Source organism: Kordia zhangzhouensis (assembly GCF_001005305.1).
Lineage (GTDB): Bacteria > Bacteroidota > Bacteroidia > Flavobacteriales > Flavobacteriaceae > Kordia > Kordia zhangzhouensis.
Genome location: NZ_LBMH01000004.1, coordinates 173,282 through 197,222, shown reverse-complemented (window position 1 = coordinate 197,222; position 23,941 = coordinate 173,282). Strand labels below are relative to the sequence as shown.

25 protein-coding genes are annotated in these 23,941 nt (G+C 33.0%); 5 read left to right on the top strand and 20 right to left on the bottom strand.

All coding sequences use genetic code 11. The annotated features are described in order from the left end of the window. Positions 1-114: 114 nt before the first annotated feature. The 17 genes from AA088_RS07515 to AA088_RS07440 all read right to left on the bottom strand — a co-directional run bounded on the left by AA088_RS07515 (position 115) and on the right by AA088_RS07440 (position 16,283). A complete protein-coding gene (locus AA088_RS07515; protein ID WP_046744351.1) occupies positions 115-2,943 on the bottom strand; it encodes an Npt1/Npt2 family nucleotide transporter in 2,829 nt (942 codons plus the stop codon). Positions 2,944-2,965: 22 nt separating this feature from the next. Beyond that, positions 2,966-3,832 carry a serine hydrolase gene (locus AA088_RS07510; RefSeq protein ID WP_241483394.1) on the bottom strand — a complete coding sequence of 289 codons (867 nt, stop codon included), beginning with the start codon at positions 3,830-3,832 and terminating at the stop codon, positions 2,966-2,968. A gap of 177 nt (positions 3,833-4,009) precedes the next feature. Next, positions 4,010-5,038: an AraC family transcriptional regulator gene (locus AA088_RS07505; RefSeq protein WP_046744350.1), complete on the bottom strand. Its 1,029-nt coding sequence runs from the start codon at positions 5,036-5,038 to the stop codon at positions 4,010-4,012. A gap of 187 nt (positions 5,039-5,225) precedes the next feature. After that, on the bottom strand, positions 5,226-5,465 hold the full coding sequence (locus AA088_RS07500; protein ID WP_046744349.1) for a hypothetical protein: 240 nt from the start codon (positions 5,463-5,465) through the stop codon (positions 5,226-5,228). Between the two features lie 22 nt (positions 5,466-5,487). Then, positions 5,488-5,835 carry a hypothetical protein gene (locus AA088_RS07495; protein ID WP_046744348.1) on the bottom strand — a complete coding sequence of 116 codons (348 nt, stop codon included), beginning with the start codon at positions 5,833-5,835 and terminating at the stop codon, positions 5,488-5,490. Next, positions 5,825-6,223 (bottom strand): hypothetical protein, encoded by a 399-nt coding sequence (locus AA088_RS07490; protein WP_046744347.1) that lies wholly within the window; start codon positions 6,221-6,223, stop codon positions 5,825-5,827. Before AA088_RS07490 ends, AA088_RS07495 begins: the two co-directional genes overlap by 11 nt. A gap of 25 nt (positions 6,224-6,248) precedes the next feature. Further along, positions 6,249-6,545, bottom strand: a complete 297-nt coding sequence (locus AA088_RS07485; RefSeq protein WP_046744346.1) for a YtxH domain-containing protein — start codon at positions 6,543-6,545, stop codon at positions 6,249-6,251. A 51-nt stretch (positions 6,546-6,596) separates the two neighbouring features. Beyond that, positions 6,597-6,749 carry a lmo0937 family membrane protein gene (locus AA088_RS18230; RefSeq protein ID WP_156168478.1) on the bottom strand — a complete coding sequence of 51 codons (153 nt, stop codon included), beginning with the start codon at positions 6,747-6,749 and terminating at the stop codon, positions 6,597-6,599. 27 nt (positions 6,750-6,776) lie between these two features. Beyond that, positions 6,777-7,355: a hypothetical protein gene (locus AA088_RS07480; protein WP_156168476.1), complete on the bottom strand. Its 579-nt coding sequence runs from the start codon at positions 7,353-7,355 to the stop codon at positions 6,777-6,779. Positions 7,356-7,544: 189 nt separating this feature from the next. After that, complete coding sequence (locus tag AA088_RS07475; RefSeq protein ID WP_046744344.1) at positions 7,545-9,338, bottom strand: sensor histidine kinase; 1,794 nt, start codon at positions 9,336-9,338, stop codon at positions 7,545-7,547. Between the two features lie 3 nt (positions 9,339-9,341). Next, on the bottom strand, positions 9,342-9,788 hold the full coding sequence (locus tag AA088_RS07470; RefSeq protein WP_046744343.1) for a response regulator: 447 nt from the start codon (positions 9,786-9,788) through the stop codon (positions 9,342-9,344). 9 nt (positions 9,789-9,797) lie between these two features. Then, on the bottom strand, positions 9,798-10,355 hold the full coding sequence (locus AA088_RS07465) for a helix-turn-helix domain-containing protein (protein WP_046744342.1): 558 nt from the start codon (positions 10,353-10,355) through the stop codon (positions 9,798-9,800). A 77-nt stretch (positions 10,356-10,432) separates the two neighbouring features. Further along, positions 10,433-11,551, bottom strand: a complete 1,119-nt coding sequence (locus tag AA088_RS07460; protein WP_046744341.1) for an AI-2E family transporter — start codon at positions 11,549-11,551, stop codon at positions 10,433-10,435. A gap of 138 nt (positions 11,552-11,689) precedes the next feature. After that, positions 11,690-13,066 (bottom strand): hypothetical protein, encoded by a 1,377-nt coding sequence (locus AA088_RS07455; protein WP_046744340.1) that lies wholly within the window; start codon positions 13,064-13,066, stop codon positions 11,690-11,692. Positions 13,067-13,068: 2 nt separating this feature from the next. Beyond that, entirely contained in the window at positions 13,069-13,296 is a 228-nt protein-coding gene (locus AA088_RS07450) for a hypothetical protein (RefSeq protein ID WP_046744339.1), read from the bottom strand. 112 nt (positions 13,297-13,408) lie between these two features. Then, positions 13,409-14,557, bottom strand: a complete 1,149-nt coding sequence (locus AA088_RS07445) for a glycosyl hydrolase family 8 (protein WP_052752816.1) — start codon at positions 14,555-14,557, stop codon at positions 13,409-13,411. A 94-nt stretch (positions 14,558-14,651) separates the two neighbouring features. After that, positions 14,652-16,283 (bottom strand): ABC-F family ATP-binding cassette domain-containing protein, encoded by a 1,632-nt coding sequence (locus AA088_RS07440; protein ID WP_046744338.1) that lies wholly within the window; start codon positions 16,281-16,283, stop codon positions 14,652-14,654. A gap of 103 nt (positions 16,284-16,386) precedes the next feature. On the opposite strand from AA088_RS07440, the gene AA088_RS07435 reads away from it, so the two are divergent. The 4 genes from AA088_RS07435 (at position 16,387) to AA088_RS07420 (ending at position 19,392) form a co-directional block, all read left to right on the top strand. Further along, positions 16,387-16,845 carry a hypothetical protein gene (locus AA088_RS07435; protein WP_046744337.1) on the top strand — a complete coding sequence of 153 codons (459 nt, stop codon included), beginning with the start codon at positions 16,387-16,389 and terminating at the stop codon, positions 16,843-16,845. A gap of 63 nt (positions 16,846-16,908) precedes the next feature. Beyond that, positions 16,909-17,859, top strand: coding sequence for a hypothetical protein (locus AA088_RS07430; RefSeq protein WP_046744336.1), 951 nt, complete (start codon positions 16,909-16,911; stop codon positions 17,857-17,859). A 107-nt stretch (positions 17,860-17,966) separates the two neighbouring features. After that, positions 17,967-18,554, top strand: a complete 588-nt coding sequence (locus tag AA088_RS07425; protein ID WP_241483393.1) for a Crp/Fnr family transcriptional regulator — start codon at positions 17,967-17,969, stop codon at positions 18,552-18,554. A 157-nt stretch (positions 18,555-18,711) separates the two neighbouring features. Beyond that, positions 18,712-19,392, top strand: a complete 681-nt coding sequence (locus AA088_RS07420) for a type 1 glutamine amidotransferase domain-containing protein (RefSeq protein WP_046744574.1) — start codon at positions 18,712-18,714, stop codon at positions 19,390-19,392. Positions 19,393-19,470: 78 nt separating this feature from the next. Here the strand turns inward: AA088_RS07420 and AA088_RS18630 are convergent, their stop codons facing one another. Both AA088_RS18630 and AA088_RS07410 read right to left on the bottom strand, forming a co-directional pair. Further along, positions 19,471-19,635 carry a hypothetical protein gene (locus AA088_RS18630; RefSeq protein WP_046744335.1) on the bottom strand — a complete coding sequence of 55 codons (165 nt, stop codon included), beginning with the start codon at positions 19,633-19,635 and terminating at the stop codon, positions 19,471-19,473. Between the two features lie 90 nt (positions 19,636-19,725). Further along, positions 19,726-21,072, bottom strand: coding sequence for a metallophosphoesterase (locus AA088_RS07410; protein WP_082106607.1), 1,347 nt, complete (start codon positions 21,070-21,072; stop codon positions 19,726-19,728). A gap of 205 nt (positions 21,073-21,277) precedes the next feature. Between AA088_RS07410 and fumC the strand changes: the two genes are divergently transcribed. Then, positions 21,278-22,675, top strand: coding sequence for a class II fumarate hydratase (gene fumC / locus AA088_RS07405; protein WP_046744333.1), 1,398 nt, complete (start codon positions 21,278-21,280; stop codon positions 22,673-22,675). A gap of 87 nt (positions 22,676-22,762) precedes the next feature. Here fumC and AA088_RS07400 read toward each other — a convergent pair whose 3' ends face one another. Continuing rightward, positions 22,763-23,869, bottom strand: coding sequence for a bestrophin family protein (locus AA088_RS07400; protein WP_046744332.1), 1,107 nt, complete (start codon positions 23,867-23,869; stop codon positions 22,763-22,765). Positions 23,870-23,941: the final 72 nt, after the last annotated feature.

Genomic DNA, 23,941 nt, shown 5'->3' with positions numbered 1-23,941 from the left:
AGTCAACTATATTACTATTCAAAAAACACGTTCATCTATGTAACGTGTTTTTTTTATTCTTTACAAAATTGAATAAATAACATCTTTAATTATTTATAAATTATATACATATACTTAACGGCGATATAGTTTTTCTAAAGTCTGTTTTGCCGCATATTTAACTTCTATATTTTTATGCTTTTTTAAAGGTTTTACCAAAGCTACATATCGCCTGTCTTTCAGCAAGTTGATTAATGACAACACCAAAAGCTTGATACGTTTCCCTCTTGTTTTCACTAAGAGAGTCAAACAGTCTTTTTCATCTTCAATTACAGGTTTTGTTATTGATTTATGTACAGATTCAGCATCAACAATATTCATTTCTAACAAAGTGATGAGCTGAAATTTCAACTGTCCTTTAAGCAAATTATCTAAAAACTCCAATGCATTTACCCTAGCATTTTTCACATCGCTTAACAATCCTGAATACGTAATTTTTATATCGTCTGCATTATAAATGATTGCAAGTAATTTAAAAATTGTACGCAAACTTGTATCCATTTGTTCATCCAATACATTTACAATTTCTTGACGTGCTTTATCAATTTCAGAAAGATGTACGTGTTCATTCTCTGCATTAACAGTTGCGCCAATCAATTGACTTAAAAATAATTTAGCTTTCAATGCATGTCTGTAATGCTTAGTTTCTTTCAAAATTAAACTCTTAACTACACGCACATGAAATGTTAGATTGCCTTTTCGAGTGTGTAGCTTTAAGAGCGAACGTGCTGCTTCATATCGAATGATAAAATCGCGGCTCTTCATCAATCGCATTAAAATATTGACCGCATTTTGAGTTTCAAATGATTCTATAATTCTGGGTACAAAACGTTTATCTTTTGCCTTTAGTTTTTCTGATTCTTCTAGATAAATAATTGTATTCGTAATTTCTGTACCGTAATTTTTTAATGCATTAATTGCTTTTTTTCGATATTTTTTATCTTCTAAACAATCAAACAAAGGCTGAATAAATTGTATTGATTTTATAATACCTGCCGCTTTAATGGCATGTGTTTTCAAGTAATTTTGATTGCTTTCGAAGTACTTTTCTACGAAGAAATAATGCTCAGGCATTCGAGCATGCGCAATGGTAATTAACAATTCAGCTATGGATTCTTGACGAATGTCAACTTCAGCTCCTTTTAAATCATTAATCTTCTCAGTAATACGGTTATTTAACTCAAATTTTGACGCTACGTCTTTATTATTTGATGTTTCCTTTGCCAAACACAGTAAAGCAGCATTGGCAATATAATCGTTCGAATGATTCAGATAAGTTTCAAAGAATTCTGTTTCTGATGTTGAGTGAAATAATATATAATCCAACGCAGCATAAACCAATTTGTCATCTTTTTGATGGATTAGAGTTTTGACCTTTTCTACAGCAGTGGCGTCAGCATATGCATGCAATTCTTCAATAGCAGCCACTTTTACTTCATTGGACGCATGATTTAATAACTGCACTACATCATTTTTGAGCGAACGTAATTTGTAAGTGTTTAATTTTTGTAAAAGATTTAAAATAGCCTTTTCATCGTTTCCGTTTAAGATGCGTCTTGCTGCCGCAACAGTGGTTTCTATTTTTTGTTTAGCATTTGAAGTATCTTCTTCTTTGTAAAGCGTATTTTCGATGTTTTTGCGAAATGAATTGTAATATGCTTCGCGAAGTTTATAAATAAGGAGAATCCAAATAAGTACAAATAGTAAAATAATCACCGTAATGTATGTTGTTGCTACATTTAGTTTTTTTACTAAAAAAATTAAAATAAACCCAGATAATCCTGTGGCAATACTATCTACCACAACATCGATGTACGATTTGGCTTGATTTTTTATATTGAGAGGAATAGGCATTACAGAAAGTTCAAAAGCTGCTTTGTTGAGTGATTGTTTAAAACTTCCATCAATTCCTTTAATTAATACCAATACCCATAATTCTGGAAAGGTAATAAATAAGAGACTTCCTAAGGCAATTCCTAGAGGAAGAATTAGTAAAGTACTTGACACACCTAGTTTACTTAATACACGATTTGTAAAAAACAATTGTAGCACTAAAGCCAACACATTGAATGTTGAAAACCAGAACCCAAAAAATGCAGCTAACTCTTCCGAGTTGCCAATAGCTTTGTTTGCAAAGTCACTGAATTGAAAATCGACCAGTTTAGCAACAATTACACTAATCCCTACTATCAGTGCCAAATATGTAAGATGTTTGGATCTAGAGATAATTTTCAATGAAGGCTCACTCGTTTCTGTTTCATTAAACTTTCGTTGGTTTCGAACATATGTGTTCATGACTCGCAAACGCAAATTCCATACTTTTTGTAATATTGGAATACAACACAGTATAAGTAGTGCTGCCAATAATACAACTGTTTTATTTCCGAAAGCAGAAACTACAATGCTTGTTAAATACCCTCCAAAAATTCCTCCTGCAATAGCACCTGCACCTATAAATCCAAATAATCGTTTGGCTTCTCTAGAATTGTAAACAATATTTGCTAAAATCCAAAATTGAGAAGTCGTGATAACAGCAAATAGTGAAACTCCTAGATAATAAATATATAAAATCCAGTTGTTCAGCATTGAAAAATATAACAATGCACTAAGTCCAATAAATCCTAAACTGAAAAAAACCAACGAAAACACGATCACTTTTATCAAGGATAGTCTTCTGATGGCTTTATTATAAAAATAAGCAGTAACTACAGCTGTTACTGCAACGAGTAAATATCCATAAGGTAGCTGTTCTGACCCTAGTTTTGATAAGAATAATGCATTTACCGTAGGCTTTACAATTAACAAGACAGTTATAATTAAAAAGATATATAACTGCATTAAAAAAGAGATGTATATTTCGCCATCTCTTAATCCAAATGTTTTGTGCAAAAAGCCTTTCAGCATTATTTAGTACGTTTCCTTTCTGTTATTTTTTTGTTCTCCTAAGAATTCGGTCTAAAGGTTTTACTAGCTTTCTCATAATTTGTTCTCCAGTTCCGTCTTCAACTAAAGCAACTATAATATAACGACGATTAGGTCCCCATACCATTGCAGAGTCAGAATGGTAATTTTGCCAAGAACCTGATTTTCTATACACAGTGGCTTTTGGTGCAATACTGTCTAACACATTCACAAATTTGTGATGCAACGCTGGATCTTTCATAATTTCCAACATTTCTTTAGAACGTTGCGTTGACACTAAGTTTCCAAGAGCAAGCTGATAGTAAAAACTACATACTTGTTGGGTAGTTGCAGCATGGCTCAATCCTTTTAAAGGATCTGGATAACGTTCTCCTCCAGCAGCATATCGTTTTCCTACCCACAAACCTCCTCCAACTTCTTCATCGTATAACCTGGTTCTTGGAGCTCTCAAAACGGCTTCAATTTTTTCATATCCTAATCGATCAATCATTCTTGTAGAAGCTTGATTGTTGGATTTACTAATCATTAAACGCAAATCTCTCCGTACTTCTTGCGTATCTTTTAATTCTCCATTTTCAATTGCGTCCATTGCTGCTAGTAAAATTGCAATTTTAGGCAAGCTTGCAGCATACATCATTTCTTTGTCATTGATACCTGCATATTTAATATCTGTCACATCACTTAGATCAACAATTCCAACAGAAAGTTTTTTGCGTGCTGCGAGTCCTCTCCATTTCGGATTATTATTAATCTGTTTTTCCAATAACTGCTGAAGTTCTACATCTTTCAATTCTCCAATAGGAGCAATTTCTTCATTTGAGTTAATCGGTAATTTTGGCTGTTGCGAGAAAGCTAAAAAGCTTAATAGCATACAAATTTTTGTAATAAAAATTGTCTTTTTCAAATACATAAAATTGTTACGTGTTTTCATACTACATATTGTGCAATTCGCGTACCACAATATGCTAAACTATAACAAATTAATGTATTATTCACAAAAATTTTTATTAATATTTTCAGGGCCTAATTTTTCTTAAAATGAATGATTTTATGCAGTCATTCTTGGCAGTGAATTTCTGTCTTGATATTCCTTAGGACTACAGTTATATTTTTCTTTAAAAATCTTAGAAAAATAACTTCTACTACTGAATCCGATAGTGTAAACAATTTCAGAAATACTCAAGTCTGAAGTCTTAATCAGTCTTTCTGCTAATTCTACACGAACGTTTTTAATAAAATTTGATACAGTTCTACCAAATAATGCTTTGAAACCTTCTTGAAGTTTTGCCGGTGTTAATCCAGATTTTCTACTGATATAATTTAAATCAAATTGCTGATCTGGGTAATTTTTGATGAATTCGCTCATCTCTTTAACTGTTTGAATTTCCGTTCTTGACAAACCGTGTACATTTTCTTCACTGCGTTTTACATCTTCAAAATATTGATTAACAATCATTGATAACGATACTTGCAACATTCCTTTACGAAGTAATTCACTAGCAATATCGTCTGTTGAGACAGTTTCAATTTGATTCAATTTTTCACGAATCTTTAAGTTATATGAACTTACATAATTGAAAACACCATCAACTTCTTTTGATTGAAATAATTGTAAGAGTTGACCTGTAAATTCATCTGTTGATTCTGAAATTGGTTTTGTTGCTAAAAAACTAATCATCGTAAACTTTTGACATGTATCTTTTTCAATAAAGATGTGGTTTGCATTTCCTTCAGAATTGGAAAAAATAGCCGTTTGCATGCTTGAAAATGTAACATTGTCAGTAGAGTTCTTGAAATGATGCTTCAGTTGACCTTCTGAGCAGTAAAAATAATTAAGTGCTTGTTTATTTGTATCCTGATCAAAAATCAAGAGTGTATTTTCAGTAAACTTCACATCATACGAAATGTATGAAATATTGGTATTAAAATTAAATCCTTTTATAATTCCAGATCCAATCTCGTTATTAAATTCAAGCACTCTTTCGGTTGTAGTTTCTGTCTTATTCCCTAAACATTCTTTCTCTAAACTACTAAAAATCGATCTGATAGTACTGATGTTGATTTTAATCTTTTTCATAAAGTAAGGCTTTTAATTAATAAGTTGATTTTTTAGCTTTTTTTCTACATTACAAATATCCAACATGCAAGCAGGTTTTGTGTTACAAGATTTTTTCAAACTGTTATATAATTTTAAATATGTACTAAACAAAAAAGCTATTTGATTTCTCAAATAGCTTATAATCAAACTAATAATTAATTGAAAATTACTTATTCTCTTCCACTTTTATTTTAGATTCTTCTCCTTCTTCTTTTTTAATTTTTACTGATTTTTCTTCAGTTTCCATTTTGATTTTAGTTTCATCTCCCTCACTTTTTATTTTCACTTCTGCTCCATCTTCTTCCATTTGTTCAATCAATTTTTCTTCTTTTGTTTTCTCTTCACAAGATGTTAATGTTGCGAAGGTAAAAATTGATGCAATTGCTAATACGAATATCTTTTTCATTGTGTATACTTTTTAATTATTATTATTTATTGTTATTATGATTGTTTGTTTCGGTTATGATTTGATTTGAAACAATTTTAGTAGCTCCAATTTGTACAAGGTATCCCATAATAGATTTTAAGAATGTATTGGATTTACCTACAATTAATCGTTTTGATACATATCCAACAGCTAAGCTTGTCAATGCTTGCAACGTATTATTCTTTAACTTGGGTTCTTCTTTAAGATCTACAAATATTCTATTGGCTATACTTGAAGGTTTAAATGCTTCATATGCTTTTGACATATCAGATTTTAATGCTTCAAGATTTCTTGCCTTTTGCGCTCTCAGTTTCAAAATTTCTTGTTCTAATTCTATACTATTTTTCATTTGTATTTACATTATTATTTTTAGACATTAGAACTTCTTCTTTATTGGCACTTGTTAATTTAGAAATTACAAAGTTTGTAATTGGTTTAGTAATGAGGTCTTTATTAAAAATGTATACGCAAATACCTACTATTAGATAAAAGAGTGACACAATTAAAAAACCTAAATAGGTAGCTCCTAACAGTTGCCCAATATAAAAGCTGATACCTATGTTTACAAATAATAGAAACAACACACCAATGGAGCCAAAAACTAGCCATGATACTAATGACGAAGCAACATCTGCTGCTTTATCAACAGCATTGAGTTTGTATAATGCAATGCTAGTTTCAGTATAGGCCTTTGCCTTTTTGTAAATTGACTCTATATGTGATGCGGTTGATTCCATTAATTATTTTCTATATTGCTTTGGTTTAAACTAATTCTTCTTTAGCTTCTTTTTTAGCATCGTTTGCAATTCTTGAAGCAGTGTTGATTTTTTCTTTTCCTTTCGCAATTAATTCCTTCCCTTCTTCTTTTAAAGAATTGAATTTATTAGAGACCTCATTCATTACTTGATCTACATTATCTTTTACAGAGTTTGCCAAGTCTCTAGTTCCGTCAGCAATTTCTTTTCTTGTTTCAGAACCTTTTTTGGGTGCAAATAATACTCCTAATGCAGCGCCTACAACAACGCCACCTAATACTAATACTGTGTTGTTAACTTTCATATCTTTTTGTTTTTAAATTAATAATTGATTTAGGTAATCTTGTAAAGTAGATTAGACTCTTCTGCCTCCAATTAGTCTTAATAGAATGGCAATTACGGCGATTACTAATAAAACGTGAATCAATTGCCCGGCACTATATACAAAGAATCCTAATGCCCAACCTATGACTAAAATAACGGCTATGATGTAAAGTAAACTTCTCATGTTGATTGAATTTATTGTTATTATTGGTTATGTATCTTTTTCTAATTCTTGTAAAGTTTCGTTTGTCTTTTTAAGACTATTTCTGAGCGATTCACTAGCGTAATCTGCTAATGTTTTGAATGATGAATTGTCAGTTGTATCAGAAAGTCTCTTAATTAGGTCTCGTTGATGGTAAATTTTAGAATTCATTAAATTCAAATATGCTTTTAAATCTTCATCAGTACTCACATCTCCTTCAACAGTAGTTGCTAGTTCAGAAAATCTAGGCAGAGTAATGATATTGTTTGAAGCAACTTCTTTGTATTTTTCAAAAATTTTTTCTTGTTCGTTTTGAATCCCATTCAACATTTCTCTGATAGAATCTTCCTTGGTTTCTCTTTTAATGATTTCGCATAATTCGATTACATCCAAATTATATTCTGATGCTTGTACCAAAATTTTTGCTTCATTCATGTTGGTAACCACTTCTTCTTTCTGATGTTCCTTCTCTATTTTAGCTTTGTTATTTTCAGTAATATAATCGCATGAAATCAGGTTAGAAAACACTACGATTGTCAATATTAAAAGGGAAAATGTGAATACTCTTCTATTTAATTTTAACTTCATATTGTTTGTTTTTTCTTATCATCAGTCTTTCTTCATTTGTACACTACAAAGATATAGCCCACACGGTTTTGACGTGTTACACGATTTCCACACTTTGTTATAGGATTTCAATTTTGATGTATTTTTTATATAAAAAAAGCTCAAAACCGGCGGTTTTGAGCTTTTCTCTATATTTCTTGATATCCTATTTTATGTGATTGGAAGATAAATTGTAAATGTAGCTCCTACACCTTCTTCTCCACTTGCAAAAATATATCCTCTATGATTTTGAACAATTTTTTTGCAGATAGACAAACCTATTCCTGTTCCTGAATATTCATTCCTATTGTGAAGTCTATGAAATAGAATAAATATTTTTTCTGCAAATTCATTATCAAAACCTATCCCATTGTCTTTGTACGTTATTTTATGGTAGTTTTCATGAGAAGTTTTACTCAGTAATGACTCGCCTTCTGCCGATACTTTTTCATAGTTAATTGTAATTTTGGGAGCGCGATCTTCTGCCTTATATTTTAAAGAATTCCCTACCAGATTTATAAAAAGTTGTTGTATTTGAAAAGGAATTACATACATTTTCGGAAAACTATCTGCATGTATTGTAGCTTCCTTTTCATGAATTTTTTCTGCTAAATCTTCCATTGCTTCTTCAAAGAGCACATTTATATCTGAAATTTCAAATATTTTATCTGCTTTGTTGGTTCGTGAAAATTGCAACAAATCGTCAATCAGCAATCGCATTCGAGTAGCCGCATTCTTTATCCGAGACATGTATTTGACTCCCGTAGCTGATAAATTTTCTTCTTCTTTTTCTTCCAATCGCGACAGGAATGTTTGTATTTTACGCAATGGTTCTTGTAAATCATGACTTGCCACATGATTAAAAGCAGATAACTCTCTATTGTTCCTTTCCAATTCTATATTTCGCTCTTCTAGTGCTTTGAAATTTGCTATTTCATCTGTAATATCGGTAGTTGTCCCAAGAAGGTTTTGTTTTCCCCACTTGTTCGTAACAGTTCGTCCGTAGGCTTTTAAATGACGTATATTTCCGTTTTTATGAACTACTCTATAAAAGATGAATGGTAAATCTTTTTCTTCGCGCATTTGAGTAACTTGCTCAGCCACTTTTTCTACATCATCTGGATGAACATATTTCAAGAAATTTTCTACTGTCGGTGGAAACGAGTGTGGCTCTTCTCCCAAAAGTCTATATAAATTGTCTGAAAACTCAAAAGAATCATCTTCAATATCCCATTTCCATCTACCATGTTTGCTAATAATTTCAGAAAGATTAGCAGATTCTCTAAAGAGCTCTAATTGCTCATTTTTTATTTTAAACATTCGCACATCATTCATAATTTTTCGATATGCAATTACCATAATAACGAGTGTTAATAGTATTATTATGTATAAAAATATTGGGGTAAGTTTTAAGTTGTTCTTGTATTCTTTTTGTTTTTCATGCAATTGTAAACTTTCTAAATCCGTCATTTCTTTTATTTTTTGACGAATTTCATCCATCAACACTTTTCCTTTAGAAAATATAGGAATGAATTTTGGGCTTTCAATATCATTATTTTTTTGAACAAGAAAACGTTGAGCTTCTTGGAAGTTTGCCAAACGCTCATCAATAAGTTCTGTAAGTTCTCGTAATGATTTTTTTTGGGTAGGATTGTCCTGCAACAGTTGTTTGAGTGCTGCCAAACTGTTATTTATATTTTCTCTTCCTGAAAAGTATGGATCAAGATATACAGAATCTTTTGTAATAATAAATCCTCGTTGCCCTGTTTCAGCGTCTTTCAAATAGGACATTGCCATTTCCAATTGTATTCCAATTTCATACCTATGCTCAACCAACTCGGACGATTCTGACAAGTCACTCATATTTTTATAGGTAACTCCAGCCACAAAAAATATCACAAAGAAACATATAATAAAAGATGCTTTTACAAACCAAGACGCTCTATATAATGTTCTTAATGGCATAGCTTAAAGTCTGAGTAAAAAATTATCCTTATTTAAACCACTTGTATGGTATTGCCAGTTGATGGTTACTACTTCTGCCAATGCTTTTTTTAATTTCTTAAAACTGTCTGGCTTTTTGATATAAATATTTGCTCCTTGAATAAATGTATTTTCTATGTCTTCTTCAGAAGCAGACGTAGAATAGATTGCGATAGCAATATCATTAAATTTCGGATTGGCTTTGATTTCTTTTAAACATTCCATTCCTGTTTTTCTAGGCATGTTTAAGTCTAAGAAAAGTACATTGGGAAGAAGTGCATCTTCACTATTCAAATAGTCCATTAAGTAAACACCATCATTGTAGGTAGTGACTCTTGTTTGAATTTTCAATTCATCAAAAGCATCTGTAAAAAACAAACGATCATCTTCGTCATCATCTGCCAATGCTATGTTTATATAATCTTGATTCATGTGGTAAGGTTATTTTTTTTGAATTGCTCTTCGTTTTGCAATAATCCGTTGAAACGCACTTGGTGTGATTCCTGTGGTATTTTTAAATTGTGTACTTAGGTGTGCTACACTCGAATAGTTGAGTTTGAAAGCAATTTCTGTTAAACTTAAGTTTCCTTCAATTATCAACTGTTTGGTATATTCTATTTTTTGTAATATGATAAAGTTTTCAATAGACGTATAGGTAACTTCAGAAAATAGATTAGAAAGATATCCATAACTGTGTCCTAAGGCATCGGCTAAATATGCAGAGGTTTTAACATTGATATTTGCATCTTCATTAAAAACCATATCTACGATGGTATCTTTGATTTTTTGTACCAAAATACTTTTTTGGTTTTCAACAATTTCAATGTGATAATTGTCCAAACTCTGCACAAAGGTATCGTACTTCTGTGAAGAAAGTTTTTCCAAAAACTCAACTTCTCCAAAACCTAAAATTTTATACTTAACGTCTAGTTCGTCGAGCTTTTCGCTTAGTATTTTTGCACAAACTGCGTTAAAATCAAATTTTACAAATACCTTCATTTTTATGTTTAATAAATTTTATATAAAGATAGACAAGAATTTAAAATGAATTGGAGAATTATAAAAAAGTTAGGATTTTATTGAGCCTTTTCCTTCCTCATATTTTTCCACTTTTTAAGTCGTTGCCTAGCCTTACTTTGCAATAATGCATCTACTGGTTCGCCCATTACAAAACCATAAGCTTGATAGCCTGGTGTGTGATCAAAAATAATTTTAAGTGTCGCCATAATAGGAAGAGCTACTATCATTCCTGAAATTCCCCACAACATTGCAAAAGCAATTAATGACAATATGGCTATAAAAGAGTTTAGACTTACTTTAGATCCTGTTATTTTTGGTGTAATAAAGTTTCCTTCTATAAATTGTATGAACCCAAAAATACCTATAACACCTACCGAATACCAAATAGAATCTTTGGTGGCAAGTGCAACTACTGCTGGCAACATCGCCCCAATAATAACTCCGATGTAAGGTATAAGCAATAAGACTGCTGCAAAGAATCCAAAAAAGATTGCATTTTCTATTCCTAATAAGAGTAAAGCTATAGTGTTTAGTATCCCTACTATAGACATTACTTTGAGCAATCCTGCTAAGTAATCTTTTTGTACTCTGTATATTTTATTAATCATTTTGTTTACAAATGATTGACTCTTATTGTGAAATAACTTATAGGCAAATACGCGGAAAAATCGTCTGTAATACAGGAAAAAAAACAAATAAATAGGGACTAAAACTAAATCGCTCATAAATGAACCAGATTTAGAGATAAATGTGGTGATTTTCCCTAAGTTTCCTTTTAAAAGTTTCCCTAATTCTAAGTCCTTTTCGTTCATAAGCCTGCTATTACTTATGTTGAAAGCATCTTTTAAATATATCATTAGATTTTCATAAGTATCAGACAATTTTGTTGTGTAGTTATCACTATTACTAATAAAATCTTGAAGATTGATATAAATAAGGAAGAATAGTAAAGCCGTTACCGAGAATATGATTAGAATAGAAAATAATGTGGCAAAAAGTCTATTACAACGCCACTTTTTTTCAAAGAACCGCTGTACTGGAAAAACCATTACACCTAAGATTACTGCAAAAAGCAAAGGCATAATCAAAGGTTTGAGTACATATAAAGTAAAAACTATCGCAATAACGAATAAAAGTCCAAATACAGGGTGTGATAATACTTGGTTGGTTGACATTAAATAGGATAGTTTACATATTTGTACTACAAATGTACAACCTGTCGTTGTAGAAATTTTACATGATTTTCGTACTGTATTACATAATTTACACCCTATAAAAAAAGTACTGAGGTATTTTCAGTACTTTTTTGTATTTTAAGGAATGTTGGCACATCCTCCAAGAGATGCCACTTTATCATCTAAGCGTTGCCAGAGATTTTGTGCTTCTAATTGCGACACAGTATAGTTTCTACTAAACGTTTGAAACACTTCACTATTGGCATGGCTTTTATTTGATGCTTTGTCTCTACAATGTAATTCCAATAAATAATTGGGTAAAAATTCTAGAGCTAATTCGCGAGGTTGTCTACCTACATTATTACTATGATCTGCTCCTGCTCCAAACCAACTATTCCATGTTGTATGATCAATTAATAATCTTGATACAGGAATCTCTGTTGCTTCCTTAAATAATCGGTTATACGGATCGTCTCCATGAGTTAAATATCGTCTTACAGACAAAAAGTTAACTAATGCATGGTTGGCTTTACGCTCTAGCTTTACTGGAATATTCAGGGTACGCAGACACATTCGCACTAAGCCTGTTGTTCCCCAACAACCGCCAGTACGTTTTTTTATTCCTGCATTAGGTCTACTCAAGTCTACTGTTCCATTGATTACTCTTTCTACAGGCGGATACCCATTGTACTGCCACTGGTTGTACACATTGTTTGCGTCCCAACCTCCGGAAAAGTGTGTCAATCCACGACACCAATCAACCAAACGAATTATTGTTTGTAAATGATTGTATCCTACTAAGTTATTTGACGTTAAAAATTGATATATTTTGAAAGGATCACCAGGAGATACTACGCCAAGATCAAAAGGAATATGATAGGCATTTTTCTCATTACTCCAAAAAAACATGCTTTTACTATCAAAAAGCAACCTTTTTTCTTCATCATCTAGCGATTGTACTGACCACTGTACACGCTGATCAGCTTCAACTACTAACGATTGTGCTATAAATGCTAGATAATAGTTCCAAGCTGTTTCACGGCTCATGCGCGTTTCTGTTCGTTGTTCGCCAGTTGGAATAAATGTTAATTGTGCTGTCGCTGAAACTCCCGTATTTCTATTTCGCAATACTTTATAATAATAGTTTTTTAGCTCATTCTTTTCTGATGATGTCCAGTTTCTATAATTATAGGTTGTTCCATTAGGCAATTCGAAATTAATAAAGTCTCGAATATATGTTCTTTGATTCAGCCAACTATCCAAGCTAAATATAGGCTCTAAAAAGCCACCTTCTTCCTCTCCAACAGGTTCAAATCCCCAAGTAGAAAGCCGTTTTAGATCATGATCATACGACATTGGGGTTTCTTTTCTTAACAAATCCGTAATGTATTTGCTTTCTTTTACAGACAAATTAGGAATTGTATGAGAGCCTCCAGACTCATAATAAACATTTATTGCTGTTGTTCCATCTGTATTCTGAAAAACAGCATATTTGTTAATTTTTTTCCGTGCCATAACTATTCATTTTCTCCAACGGGCTCTAGACTTAATGTAGATAATCGTTTTCGATCATGATCGTACGACATAGGTTTTTCATTCCGTAAGAGGTCAATTACATGGCCTGCTTCTTCAATGGAAAGATTGCTTATTGTGTTTGCGCCACCTCCTTGATAATAAACATTCACAGAAGTAGCACCTCCTATGTTATGAAATACTGCATAGTGAGTCACTCGTTTACGTGCCATAATTTTATGTGTTTTGGTTATCACACAAAATTGTAGCTAATTGGAAAGATATAAAAGATGTAAAACACCTTTCAATCATAGGATTATTCCCCTAATTTTAAGTTATTTAAGCCTAGGATTCGTATTTAATAAACATTCCGTGTTGCATTTGTAAAGTTAACAAACGAAGAATGTCATTAAAGTATGTATTATTAAACGTGTTTATATTTTCTTTGTACGCATCATTTATAAAGTCTTGATCATATGATGCCATTGTAGCTACTGCAAAGCAACCAACAAAAGCACTTGTTTTATCTTTCCTAAATGTATTTCCCTCTAAATCGTATCCATCTGTTATCTTAGAAATTCCTACTTTTTTCACAAAACCATTAATGGCTTGACAATAAGCTTCTGCTCTTTCATCTCCATACCAAAGGTAATCCTTCGTAATACGCCATGGAGTTCTTGCAGCATCGTAATAATATCTTGTTCCGTTATACTTTGCCCATTCAACTCCATCTGCCGGTGTAGTTCCATCAGCTTTACACCAATCAGGGACTAAACCTGTTTCTGAGTTGTAACTTTTAAAAAGGATTTCATAGCACTTATCACTTACTTTTAACCAACTTTCATCTTCCGTAACTTCAGCAAATACTTTAAAGTACGCTGGTGCAAAATAGGATGGATTGGTTGTCTGACTTCCTCCCCATACATCGCCAGGTTTTAACACATATGTATCTTTCTCTACCATGTGATTTTTAATCCTACTGATGATTTTTTTAGCTTCTTCTAAGTAGTTATTTCCTCCAATTAATTTGTGAGCTAGCAAAAGTGCGTAAGCTACATCTAAATCAGCATCCGTAGCTGCATTTTCACCTGCAATTCCTCCTTTAGCGTCAATTTTCCAATTCATGAGTCCATTATCGTCCAAATGCGTTTTATAATATCGGTGAAGAGCTTCAAATGTTTCGACATCTCTCATCATTGCGGAAGCTAGCATTCCGTAACCAATACCTTCGCTCACCGTATGCGACATATCATCAAACAAGACACGTTTTGCCCCTTCAGAACAGCCCTCAGAAGTCACATATTTTTCTTTCCAAATTGCATACGTTTTATCTATAATTGATATATCTAGCCCGCTTGGCACATTTCCATTGGCATAGGCAATTGTTTGTTCTGTTTTATTTGTTTCTTCTGTTTTAGGAGTCTCTTTCTTTTCTTTAGCACAACTTGCCAAGAAAAAGATTGGAATGGTTAGGGTTAGTAGTAATTTTTTCATCTGCTAAAAATAGTATAAAATTTAGAATGATACATTTTTTTGAGAGGCAAATACGAATCGTGTAAATGGCTTATTTTTTTATTAGAAATAGAACCTATAGATTAATTTCTTGAATACTTTTTATACGATTCCGTTCTAAGAATGCATCAATTGTTTCAAAGTGTTCAATGACACGTTGATCTTTGAATTCAAATACTTTTTGAGACAATCCCTGCAAGAAATCACGATCATGCGAAACCAATATTAATGTACCATCAAAAGCTTTGAGAGCATCTTTTAACACGTCTTTTGAACGCAAATCAAGATGATTGGTAGGTTCATCCAGAATCAATAAGTTTACTGGTTCTAATAATAATTTCACCATTGCCAAACGTGTTTTTTCCCCTCCAGAAAGCACGCCTACTTTTTTATCAATATCATCTCCTTTAAACATGAATTGACCTAAAATATTTTTAATCTGTGTACGAATGTCGCCTTTGGCCACTTCATCAACCGTTTGAAAAATAGTCAAGTTTGGATCAAGCAAAGATGCTTGATTTTGCGCAAAATACCCCACTTTTACATTATGCCCTAGCGTACACGTGCCTTCGTGTTCTATTTCTCCCAAAATAGATTTAATCATAGTTGACTTTCCTTCTCCATTTCGTCCAACAAATGATACTTTTTCGCCGCGCGCAATCGAAAAACTTGCATTTTTAAAGATTACTTTATCATCATATCTTTTCGAAAGCTCTTCCACAATGACAGGATAGTCTCCCGAACGTGGCGCTGGTGGAAATTTAAGTTTTAACGATGAATTATCAACCTCATCAATTTCTATAATTTCAAGCTTTTCAAGCATGCGAACACGTGAAGCTACCTGATTTGTTTTAGAGAATGTTCCTTTGAAACGTTCTATAAATGCTTGATTGTCGGCAATGAATTTTTGTTGTTCATTATATGCCTTAATTTGATGTGCTCTACGATCGGCACGCAATTCTAGATAATGTGAATAGTTTGCTTTGTAATCATAAATGCGCCCCATAGTTACCTCAATTGTCCGATTTGTAATGTTATCAATAAACGCTCGATCATGCGAAATAACCATTACTGCATTGGCTTTATGTACCAAGAAATCTTCCAACCAAATTACCGATTCTATATCAATGTGATTCGTTGGCTCATCAAGCAAGATTAAATCTGGTTTTTGTAGTAAAATTTTAGCCAATTCAATACGCATACGCCAACCACCACTGAATTCGCTCGTCATGCGTTGAAAGTCTGTTTGCTTAAAACCTAATCCTTTCAGTGCTTTTTCAACTTCTGCATCATAATTAATTTCTTCAAGCGCATAGAAGCGTTCTCCCAATTCAGAGACCTCTTCAATAATTTTCATATAGGCTTCACTTTCATAATCGGTACGAGTTTCTAGCTGTTTGTTGAGCTCATCCATTCGGTCTCGCATTTTAAAAATATGCTGAAATGCTTTAGAAGCTTCTTCAAAAACGGTACACTTGTCTTCTGTCAATAAGTGCTGAGGCAAATATGCAATTACAGTGTCTTTGGGACAACTTACTTTTCCTCGTGTAGCATTTTGTACGCCTGCAATAATTTTCATCATTGTAGACTTCCCAGCTCCATTTTTCCCCATTAAGGCAATTTTATCATTTTCATTGATGACAAAACTTACATCACTAAAAAGCGTTGTTCCACTAAATTCTACGGCAATAGTATCAACTGTAATCATCTGTATATTTTTGAGGTTGCGAAATTAGAAAATCTTATAGAATTTTTTGTGTATTTTATGCTTTTGTGTAACAATCATTCAAAAAAGTAACTTATCATATTATATGAAAGCAGCTATCATCAACACTAACTATTTTAAAGAAACCAAATGGTATAGGATTTGGCGGCTGATTGTTATTGTAGGTTTTGTTCTTTTTGCTTTAGACCGCTTAGCTGAACAATTTTATGAAACCTACCAAACGCCTACATACTTTTCATTTATAGATATAACTTTTGTTATTGTGTTTATTATTGGATTTATTCTCGAATACACACTATTTATAAGAGTTGGTATGCTTAAACTCGTAGGTAATGTTTTAATTATAGATCAAGAGGAGAATGAGCAGCATATCAATCTCACGCAAGTAAAAAAAGTAAAAATTCAAAAGACACACCATGGATTTTACATTTTTGAAATAGACAATGTATCATTGACCGTAGAACTTACGAAGGAAGAATTAAACAACTTGAAAGCTATTTTTCAAAAGTACCGTATTAGTGTAAGTCATCGAAGGTTTTTGTAAGGTTTATATGTATTTTTAGTATCTTTAAGGGAAACGTATCATTTGTGATTCAAATTCTTTACTATGTACAGGTATCAAAATAGTATAGCCCAAAAAAAACAGGAGTCAGTAGTTCCCAAAAGAGCTTCTGAAATGTATTTGACAGATAATAGAGCTAAAAATGTAGTGCAGCGAGTACAGCAGACTTCCATTGATAATCGCGGCGTAATTCAATTGGGGAAATTCAAAAAAGTGACAGACAGGCCATCATTTACGGCAGATTCTAAGAAAAGTGCCATTTTACATCACAATACTTCCCGTCATCAAACTTTTAAAATTAATCTTAAAAAACCAGGACTGGATAAACTCAATGCCGCACAACCACATCGTTTGTCTTGGAAAGATATTCGCGAAAACACCATGAAATATCACAACAATATTTCAACAAGTGGTTTTGATAGTTTCACTGCTATTTTTATCAAAAGCGGAAATTCTCGCATCCGTCGAATTAACCGAAGACTTCAAAGAGCCATTTTACAAAAGAGTTCCAGCACAAGAATTGCTGCTTTGACCGAGTTATTAAAACGTGCCAAAGGATCTCAAACAAATTTTGAACAAGCACTTACAGACTATAAGAGCAAAAAAAATGATAGTACGCTAAAGGAGTTTTTAAGACAAGCGAATAGTTTTCATGCCAATGTCCCTGATTATGGGCCTCATATGGGTGTCAACAATCCTGTTAGAGCTGCCATTCACTTAAACCTAAGAAAAAGTCGAAAAACTCGACATAGAGATGGTAGCAAAGATAGAGCACGTTCTCCAAGTCCAATGAGCAGACGCTTATTAAAAGGAATGGCTGCAAAACACTTATCTGATGGTATTCCTGTAGATCACAAGGGACGAATTATCACAACTTCAGGAGAAACAGTGCGTATTTCTTCTTTGAGTAAAAAGATGCAAAAACAAGTGGGTAAGATTAAAAAGAAGCATATTGATTCTTTTCAAAAAAATGCTCAATTTGGCCCTTCTTCTTAAGTAGTTTAGACCAAGTGCTGAATAATTTTATTGAAAATATATTCGTTTGATTCTTTACCTCTAGATTACTTTGTATCTTTAATGAGCTAACATTTCTTTAAAAAAAAGTGATCTCTATTGCACGTGAAATATTTGACCATAACCAACTGAAACTTACAAATGACGAAGTAAGTTTTATAGAAGCTCGTTATAAAAAAGTGTACTTTCAAAAAGGAACTATTGTCCTTGATGTAAACCAACAAATAGATTATCAATATTATGTACACGATGGTTGTTTACGTACGTATTTGATTTCTGATTCTGGAAAAGAACACACCATACAATTTGCGATTAAAGGCTGGTGGATTAGCGATTATATTGGGTATTTTTTAGATCAAAAATCTATTTTATGTATTGAGTGCCTAGAAGATGCTATTTTATATAAAATTTCGAAAGAAAAGGCAGAAGAAATTTTTGACAACATCCCAAAAACTGAACGTTTTATTCGACACAAACTTGAACGCTCATTTGCAAGTTTTCAAAAACGAATTTTAGCTAATTTGTCTTTACCTGCTAAAAAAAGATATCTCAATTTTATACACGACTATCCTACTATTGAAAAATCTGTAAAAAATTACCACATTGCTTCATATTTAGGCATTACTACAGAAAGTCTAAGCCGAATTCGCAAGGAAATTGCACATCGCATTTCTTAACATACATCAATTTTTTCTCGATTTCAAATAGCTAATTTTATATAAAATTCCATTGACTATGAAATCAGTAATGAATATACTCGTTATCGTTATCACAATGGTAGCGTGCGAAACAGATAAAAGTTCAACAAAACAAACTATAAAAAAAGAAGACTCTATGAAAAAAGTTCTATTTGTCTTAACAAGTCATAGTAAATTAGGTGATACTGGTGAAAAAACTGGTTTCTGGGTAGAAGAATTTGCCGCTCCTTACTACTTCTTAAAAGACAAAGGTGTCGTTATTACGTTGGCTTCTCCCGAAGGAGGACAACCGCCTATAGATCCAAAAAGTAAAGATGAAAGTGCACAAACACCTGCTACAAAACGATTCATTCAAGATGAAGAAACACAAAAACTTCTAGCTAATACTATGCCTTTAGCAAAGGTTGATCAGGCTGATTATGATGCTGTATTTTATCCTGGTGGGCATGGCCCTTTATGGGATTTATCTGAAAATCCTAATTCTATCAAATTAATAGAATCCTTTTATAACAATAACAAACCTGTGGCAGCCGTATGTCATGCGCCTGCTATATTTAAAAGTACAAAAAACACCGATGGTACACCTTTGGTAAACGGTAAAAAAGTAACTGGTTTTTCTAATACCGAAGAAGAAGCTGTTGGCTTGACTGATGTAGTTCCTTTTTTAGTAGAAAATATGCTAAAGGATAATGGCGGAATTTATAGCAAAGCGGATGATTGGAATTCGTATGCCATTAAAGATGGACTATTAATTACAGGGCAAAACCCTGCTTCTTCAGAAAAAGTTGCAGCATTATTACTAGAAGAGTTAAAATAGAAGAAATACAACTTTGTTAAATTAAAAAAGGGAACTTACAATTGAGTAAGTTCCCTTTATTCTTTGTCCTTTTTGTATTTAAGAGTCCTTTTTAGCTGCTCTCCACTCGTCATAACGTTCTTTTAAAGCTCCACCTACCCAATAAGGAACGATGAAAGTCAATAAAAGAATCATTAACCAAAATCCAATGGTTAAGATGGTAAGGAAAGCTAAGAATCCTAAATATTGATCAAATTCAAACATATTTTCCGGAATTTATCGAATTCCCTACAAAGATATTGGTTTATATTCAATATTCATACTGAAACGAGTATAATTATTAACAATACAACGTTAATTTTTATACACATTAACGGCTTCTGGGTGGTGTAATACAACCTTTTTATCATACTGTGAATGTGCTCCCAGAGTTTCGTTTACATGACTTACTATTTCTGTATCTGACTGATTTTCTAGTGTTTTATAAATTGGCGTAGGCATATGTTTTACCTGATAAACTTCACTAAATGTATAGCTAGAATCCTTCATAAATTTAAAATCTCCTTTAGGTGAAATCATTTTTGTTGGAGAAGCAAAAAAAGTTTCAAAATCTAATAAGTCAAACGTTTTACTATCATAAGTAAACAATTTAAAAGCTGGGTTATTATCATGATTTACAGCAATTCCTGGAGTTGAAATCGAAAACGAAATCATATCTCTTTTTTTATCTGATTGATGTGACTTGTATATCCGACGCAATCCATCTGTATGTGTATGTCCATTCAATACACCTGTAATATTTGATTGATATTTTTCTAACAAATCAATAAAACCATTTTGCAACTTATGTGTAACTCCTGCTTGATCTTTAAAAGTTAAACTTTGTTTCCACATATAATCACCTCCATATCCATCTTTACCAATCGGAATATGCATCATAAGCATAACACGATTAGTAGGCTTTAACTTTTGCAAAGTTGTCTCAAACCATGTCATTTGTTTTTGTGTTGCCTCTTGTTGAGACACTCCATCATCTCCAACATACGGATGTGTTTTATTATTAGAAAAGATTACGGTGTTTAAAGCTATCACTTTCAGTACATTTCCATTATCTACCAAATCCACTGAATAATATCCAAACTCTGTATTAAAATCTAAATTAAATGGGCGAATTGTTGTTGAATTACTGTTAATAATAGGCCATGGATTGGACACATCTGTATCTTCTGACAGCACCGTTTCTTTTTCATCATTTGTAAAAGAATGATAATCGCCTTCCAGCGAATCATTATTTCCCGGTAAATACAAGATTGGAATTCCTATTTCTAAATTTCTCAAATTTTCAAGCATTACATGCGAATTTTGAGCTCTTGTTGCATCAATATAAGCAGGCAAATCACCTAAATACACCATAAATTTAGGTTCTTCTTCTTTTACAACAGCTTCAATTTTCGCCTTGGTTCTACTCCATAATTGAGTTCCTGTAACATTTCCATAATAGGTTTCTATCATATCTTCATTTATATGAACATCTGATAATGACAAAAATGTATGAGTCACCGTTGGTGTCACTACTTTTATTTCATGTGACGCTGCGTGGAAATTGGCACATTCAGGACATTTTGGGCATTTGGATGTATTATGTTTGCAACTCAACAATGCAAAACATAAAAACACCGTGTATGTGAATACGGTTTTCATTGTATTATCTCTTTTATAGGTTAATTAGCGAACACAAGGTACTAAAAGACACATAAGTAGGTTCGCGTATTTTTACGCAATTTTCTTCGTTTAAAGCTTCCCTAAAAAAAGAACTTTTATAATTAATTTCATTGTAAAAAGATTAAAAAAATGTTCTACAACATTCAAAAATGGTTAATTTTGCACTGCAAAAAAACTAATCCACATGGAATATAGAATTGAAAAAGATACCATGGGCGAAGTGAAAGTACCCGCTGATAAAATTTGGGGTGCACAAACCGAACGCTCAAGAAATAATTTTAAGATTGGTGCTCCTGCTAGCATGCCACTTGAAGTTGTATATGGATTTGCTTACTTAAAGAAGGCTGCTGCATTTACCAACTGTGAGTTAGGTGTATTACCAATCGAAAAAAGAGATTTAATCGCTGCTGTGTGCGATGAAATCTTGGCAGGAAAACATGACGATCAATTCCCTCTAGTTATTTGGCAAACAGGCTCTGGAACACAATCCAATATGAATGTAAATGAAGTGATTGCCAACAGAGCGCATCAATTGGCCGGAAAAAAAATTGGGGAAGGCGAAAAAACAATACAGCCCAATGATGATGTAAATAAATCACAATCGTCCAACGATACATTCCCAACAGGAATGCATATTGCAGCTTACAAGAAAATTGTTGAAACAACTATTCCAGGTGTAAAACAACTTCGTGACACGCTAAAGAAAAAATCAGAAGAATTTAGGGAAGTCGTAAAGATTGGTAGAACACACTTAATGGATGCTACTCCGCTTACTCTAGGACAAGAATTTTCTGGATATGTTTCCCAATTAAACCACGGACTAAAAGCATTAGAAAATACATTACCTCATTTGAGCGAATTGGCTCTTGGAGGAACAGCTGTAGGGACAGGACTAAACACTCCTAAAGGATATGCGAAGCGTGTTTCTGAATTTATTGCTCGTTTTACAGAGCTTCCATTTGTGACTGCTGAAAATAAATTTGAAGCCTTGGCTGCACACGATGCTATTGTAGAAACGCATGGAGCTTTAAAACAATTGGCGGTTTCCTTAAATAAAATCGCAAATGACATTCGCCTAATGGCTTCTGGTCCTCGTTCTGGAATTGGAGAAATTATCATTCCTGCCAATGAGCCTGGAAGTTCTATCATGCCTGGAAAAGTAAATCCAACACAATGTGAAGCACTAACCATGGTTTGCGCTCAAGTTATGGGGAATGACGTTGCTGTAACTGTTGGAGGTACGCAAGGACACTACGAACTGAATGTGTTCAAACCTATGATGATTGCAAACTTACTACAATCTGCACAACTCATTGGAGATGCTTGTGTAAGTTTTGAAAAACATTGTGCTTCAGGAATTCAACCTAATCACACTCGTATTAAAGAATTATTAAACAACTCTTTAATGTTGGTAACAGCGCTAAATACCAAAATTGGATACTACAAAGCTGCTGAAATTGCGAATACCGCACATCAAAACGGAACAACATTACGAGAAGAAGCTATCAATTTAGGATATGTAACTCCTGAAGAATATGACCAATGGGTAAAACCAGAAGATATGGTTGGAGCAATGAAATAATTTGTTAGAGAACATTTTAAATATAAAAAAGACCGAACTTTTAATAAATTCGGTCTTTTTTAATTAATAATAAGTGAGCAGTATGCACTACATCACAATATGGTTTCTCCATTGATACGGATCTGGAATATCTGTATCGTCTATAAGCTGCCTGATATCAATCTCTATACCACGTGTCATATCGGTAATTGGCACATCATTAGGACCGCCTTCAAACGGATTCTCTGTATTTTCTCCTATAGCTTCCATTGTATGGAAAACCCACGAAAGCAACACACTGAACGGAATAGACAACCAAACAAAATGATCTGAAAAGAATTTTTCGAGGTCTACAAATATATTCATCGTATGCAAATGTTTGGTTTCCATTAGCGCTTGAATATTAGCTCCAATGGTTTCAAAGCCATCAATCATTCCAAAAGGGAGTAAAATAATAAATATCCACACAAAAATGTAATTCAATGTCGCAAACTGTCGTGGATACGGAAAATTTTTAATCCGTTCACTTTTACCTTGCAATGTGTACAATTCAGTCAGCATTTCTTGCATTTTCATATGACGAAAATCATCTATCAATCCTTCAGTACGTAGCTCTTTTAGTCGTCTTGACTGAATTCCCACAAGTTGTGATGCTTGATTCCCTTTCGCAAAAATTTCTTCCATTTCTTGTGAACTGATGTATGGACTCACCGCAGACTCAACAGGAATTTCATCTTCACAAACCAAATAATAATTGGCTCTAAATTCACGATTCGATTTCGACTTTTTCAAATGTGTTTCCCACGGCTTGTCTTTTCGTAATTGATAGCGGAGTGCCGTCAACCAAGCAATATGCCTATGCACCAACTCACGGTGAATCGTTTTAATTTCTGCATCTGCCAAAGAATTTGTTGCAAATTGATTCGTAACAAAATCCTTTACCATGAGCGTCCACGAACGAGAAGCGTTCACAATTCCTCCCCAAATTTTCCGTGCTTCCCACAATCGATCATAGGAAGCATTGTTTTTAAAACTGACAATAAAAGCCACTGCAGTACCCAAAACACCCAAAGGTAACCAAGGAACACGCAACCATCGTATACCTATAAATTCATAAAAAATAACAGGGATGATTGCCAAAATTATGAAAATATAAATGTGACGTCGCGTCCATTTCAGCATTCCCTTGATAGGAAAAATTCGTCTTGTGTACATAGAATTGGTGTAAGTTTGTGAAAGAAAGATACAAAAAACGAAATCAATTTAGATCAATCTTAAGAAAAGTAT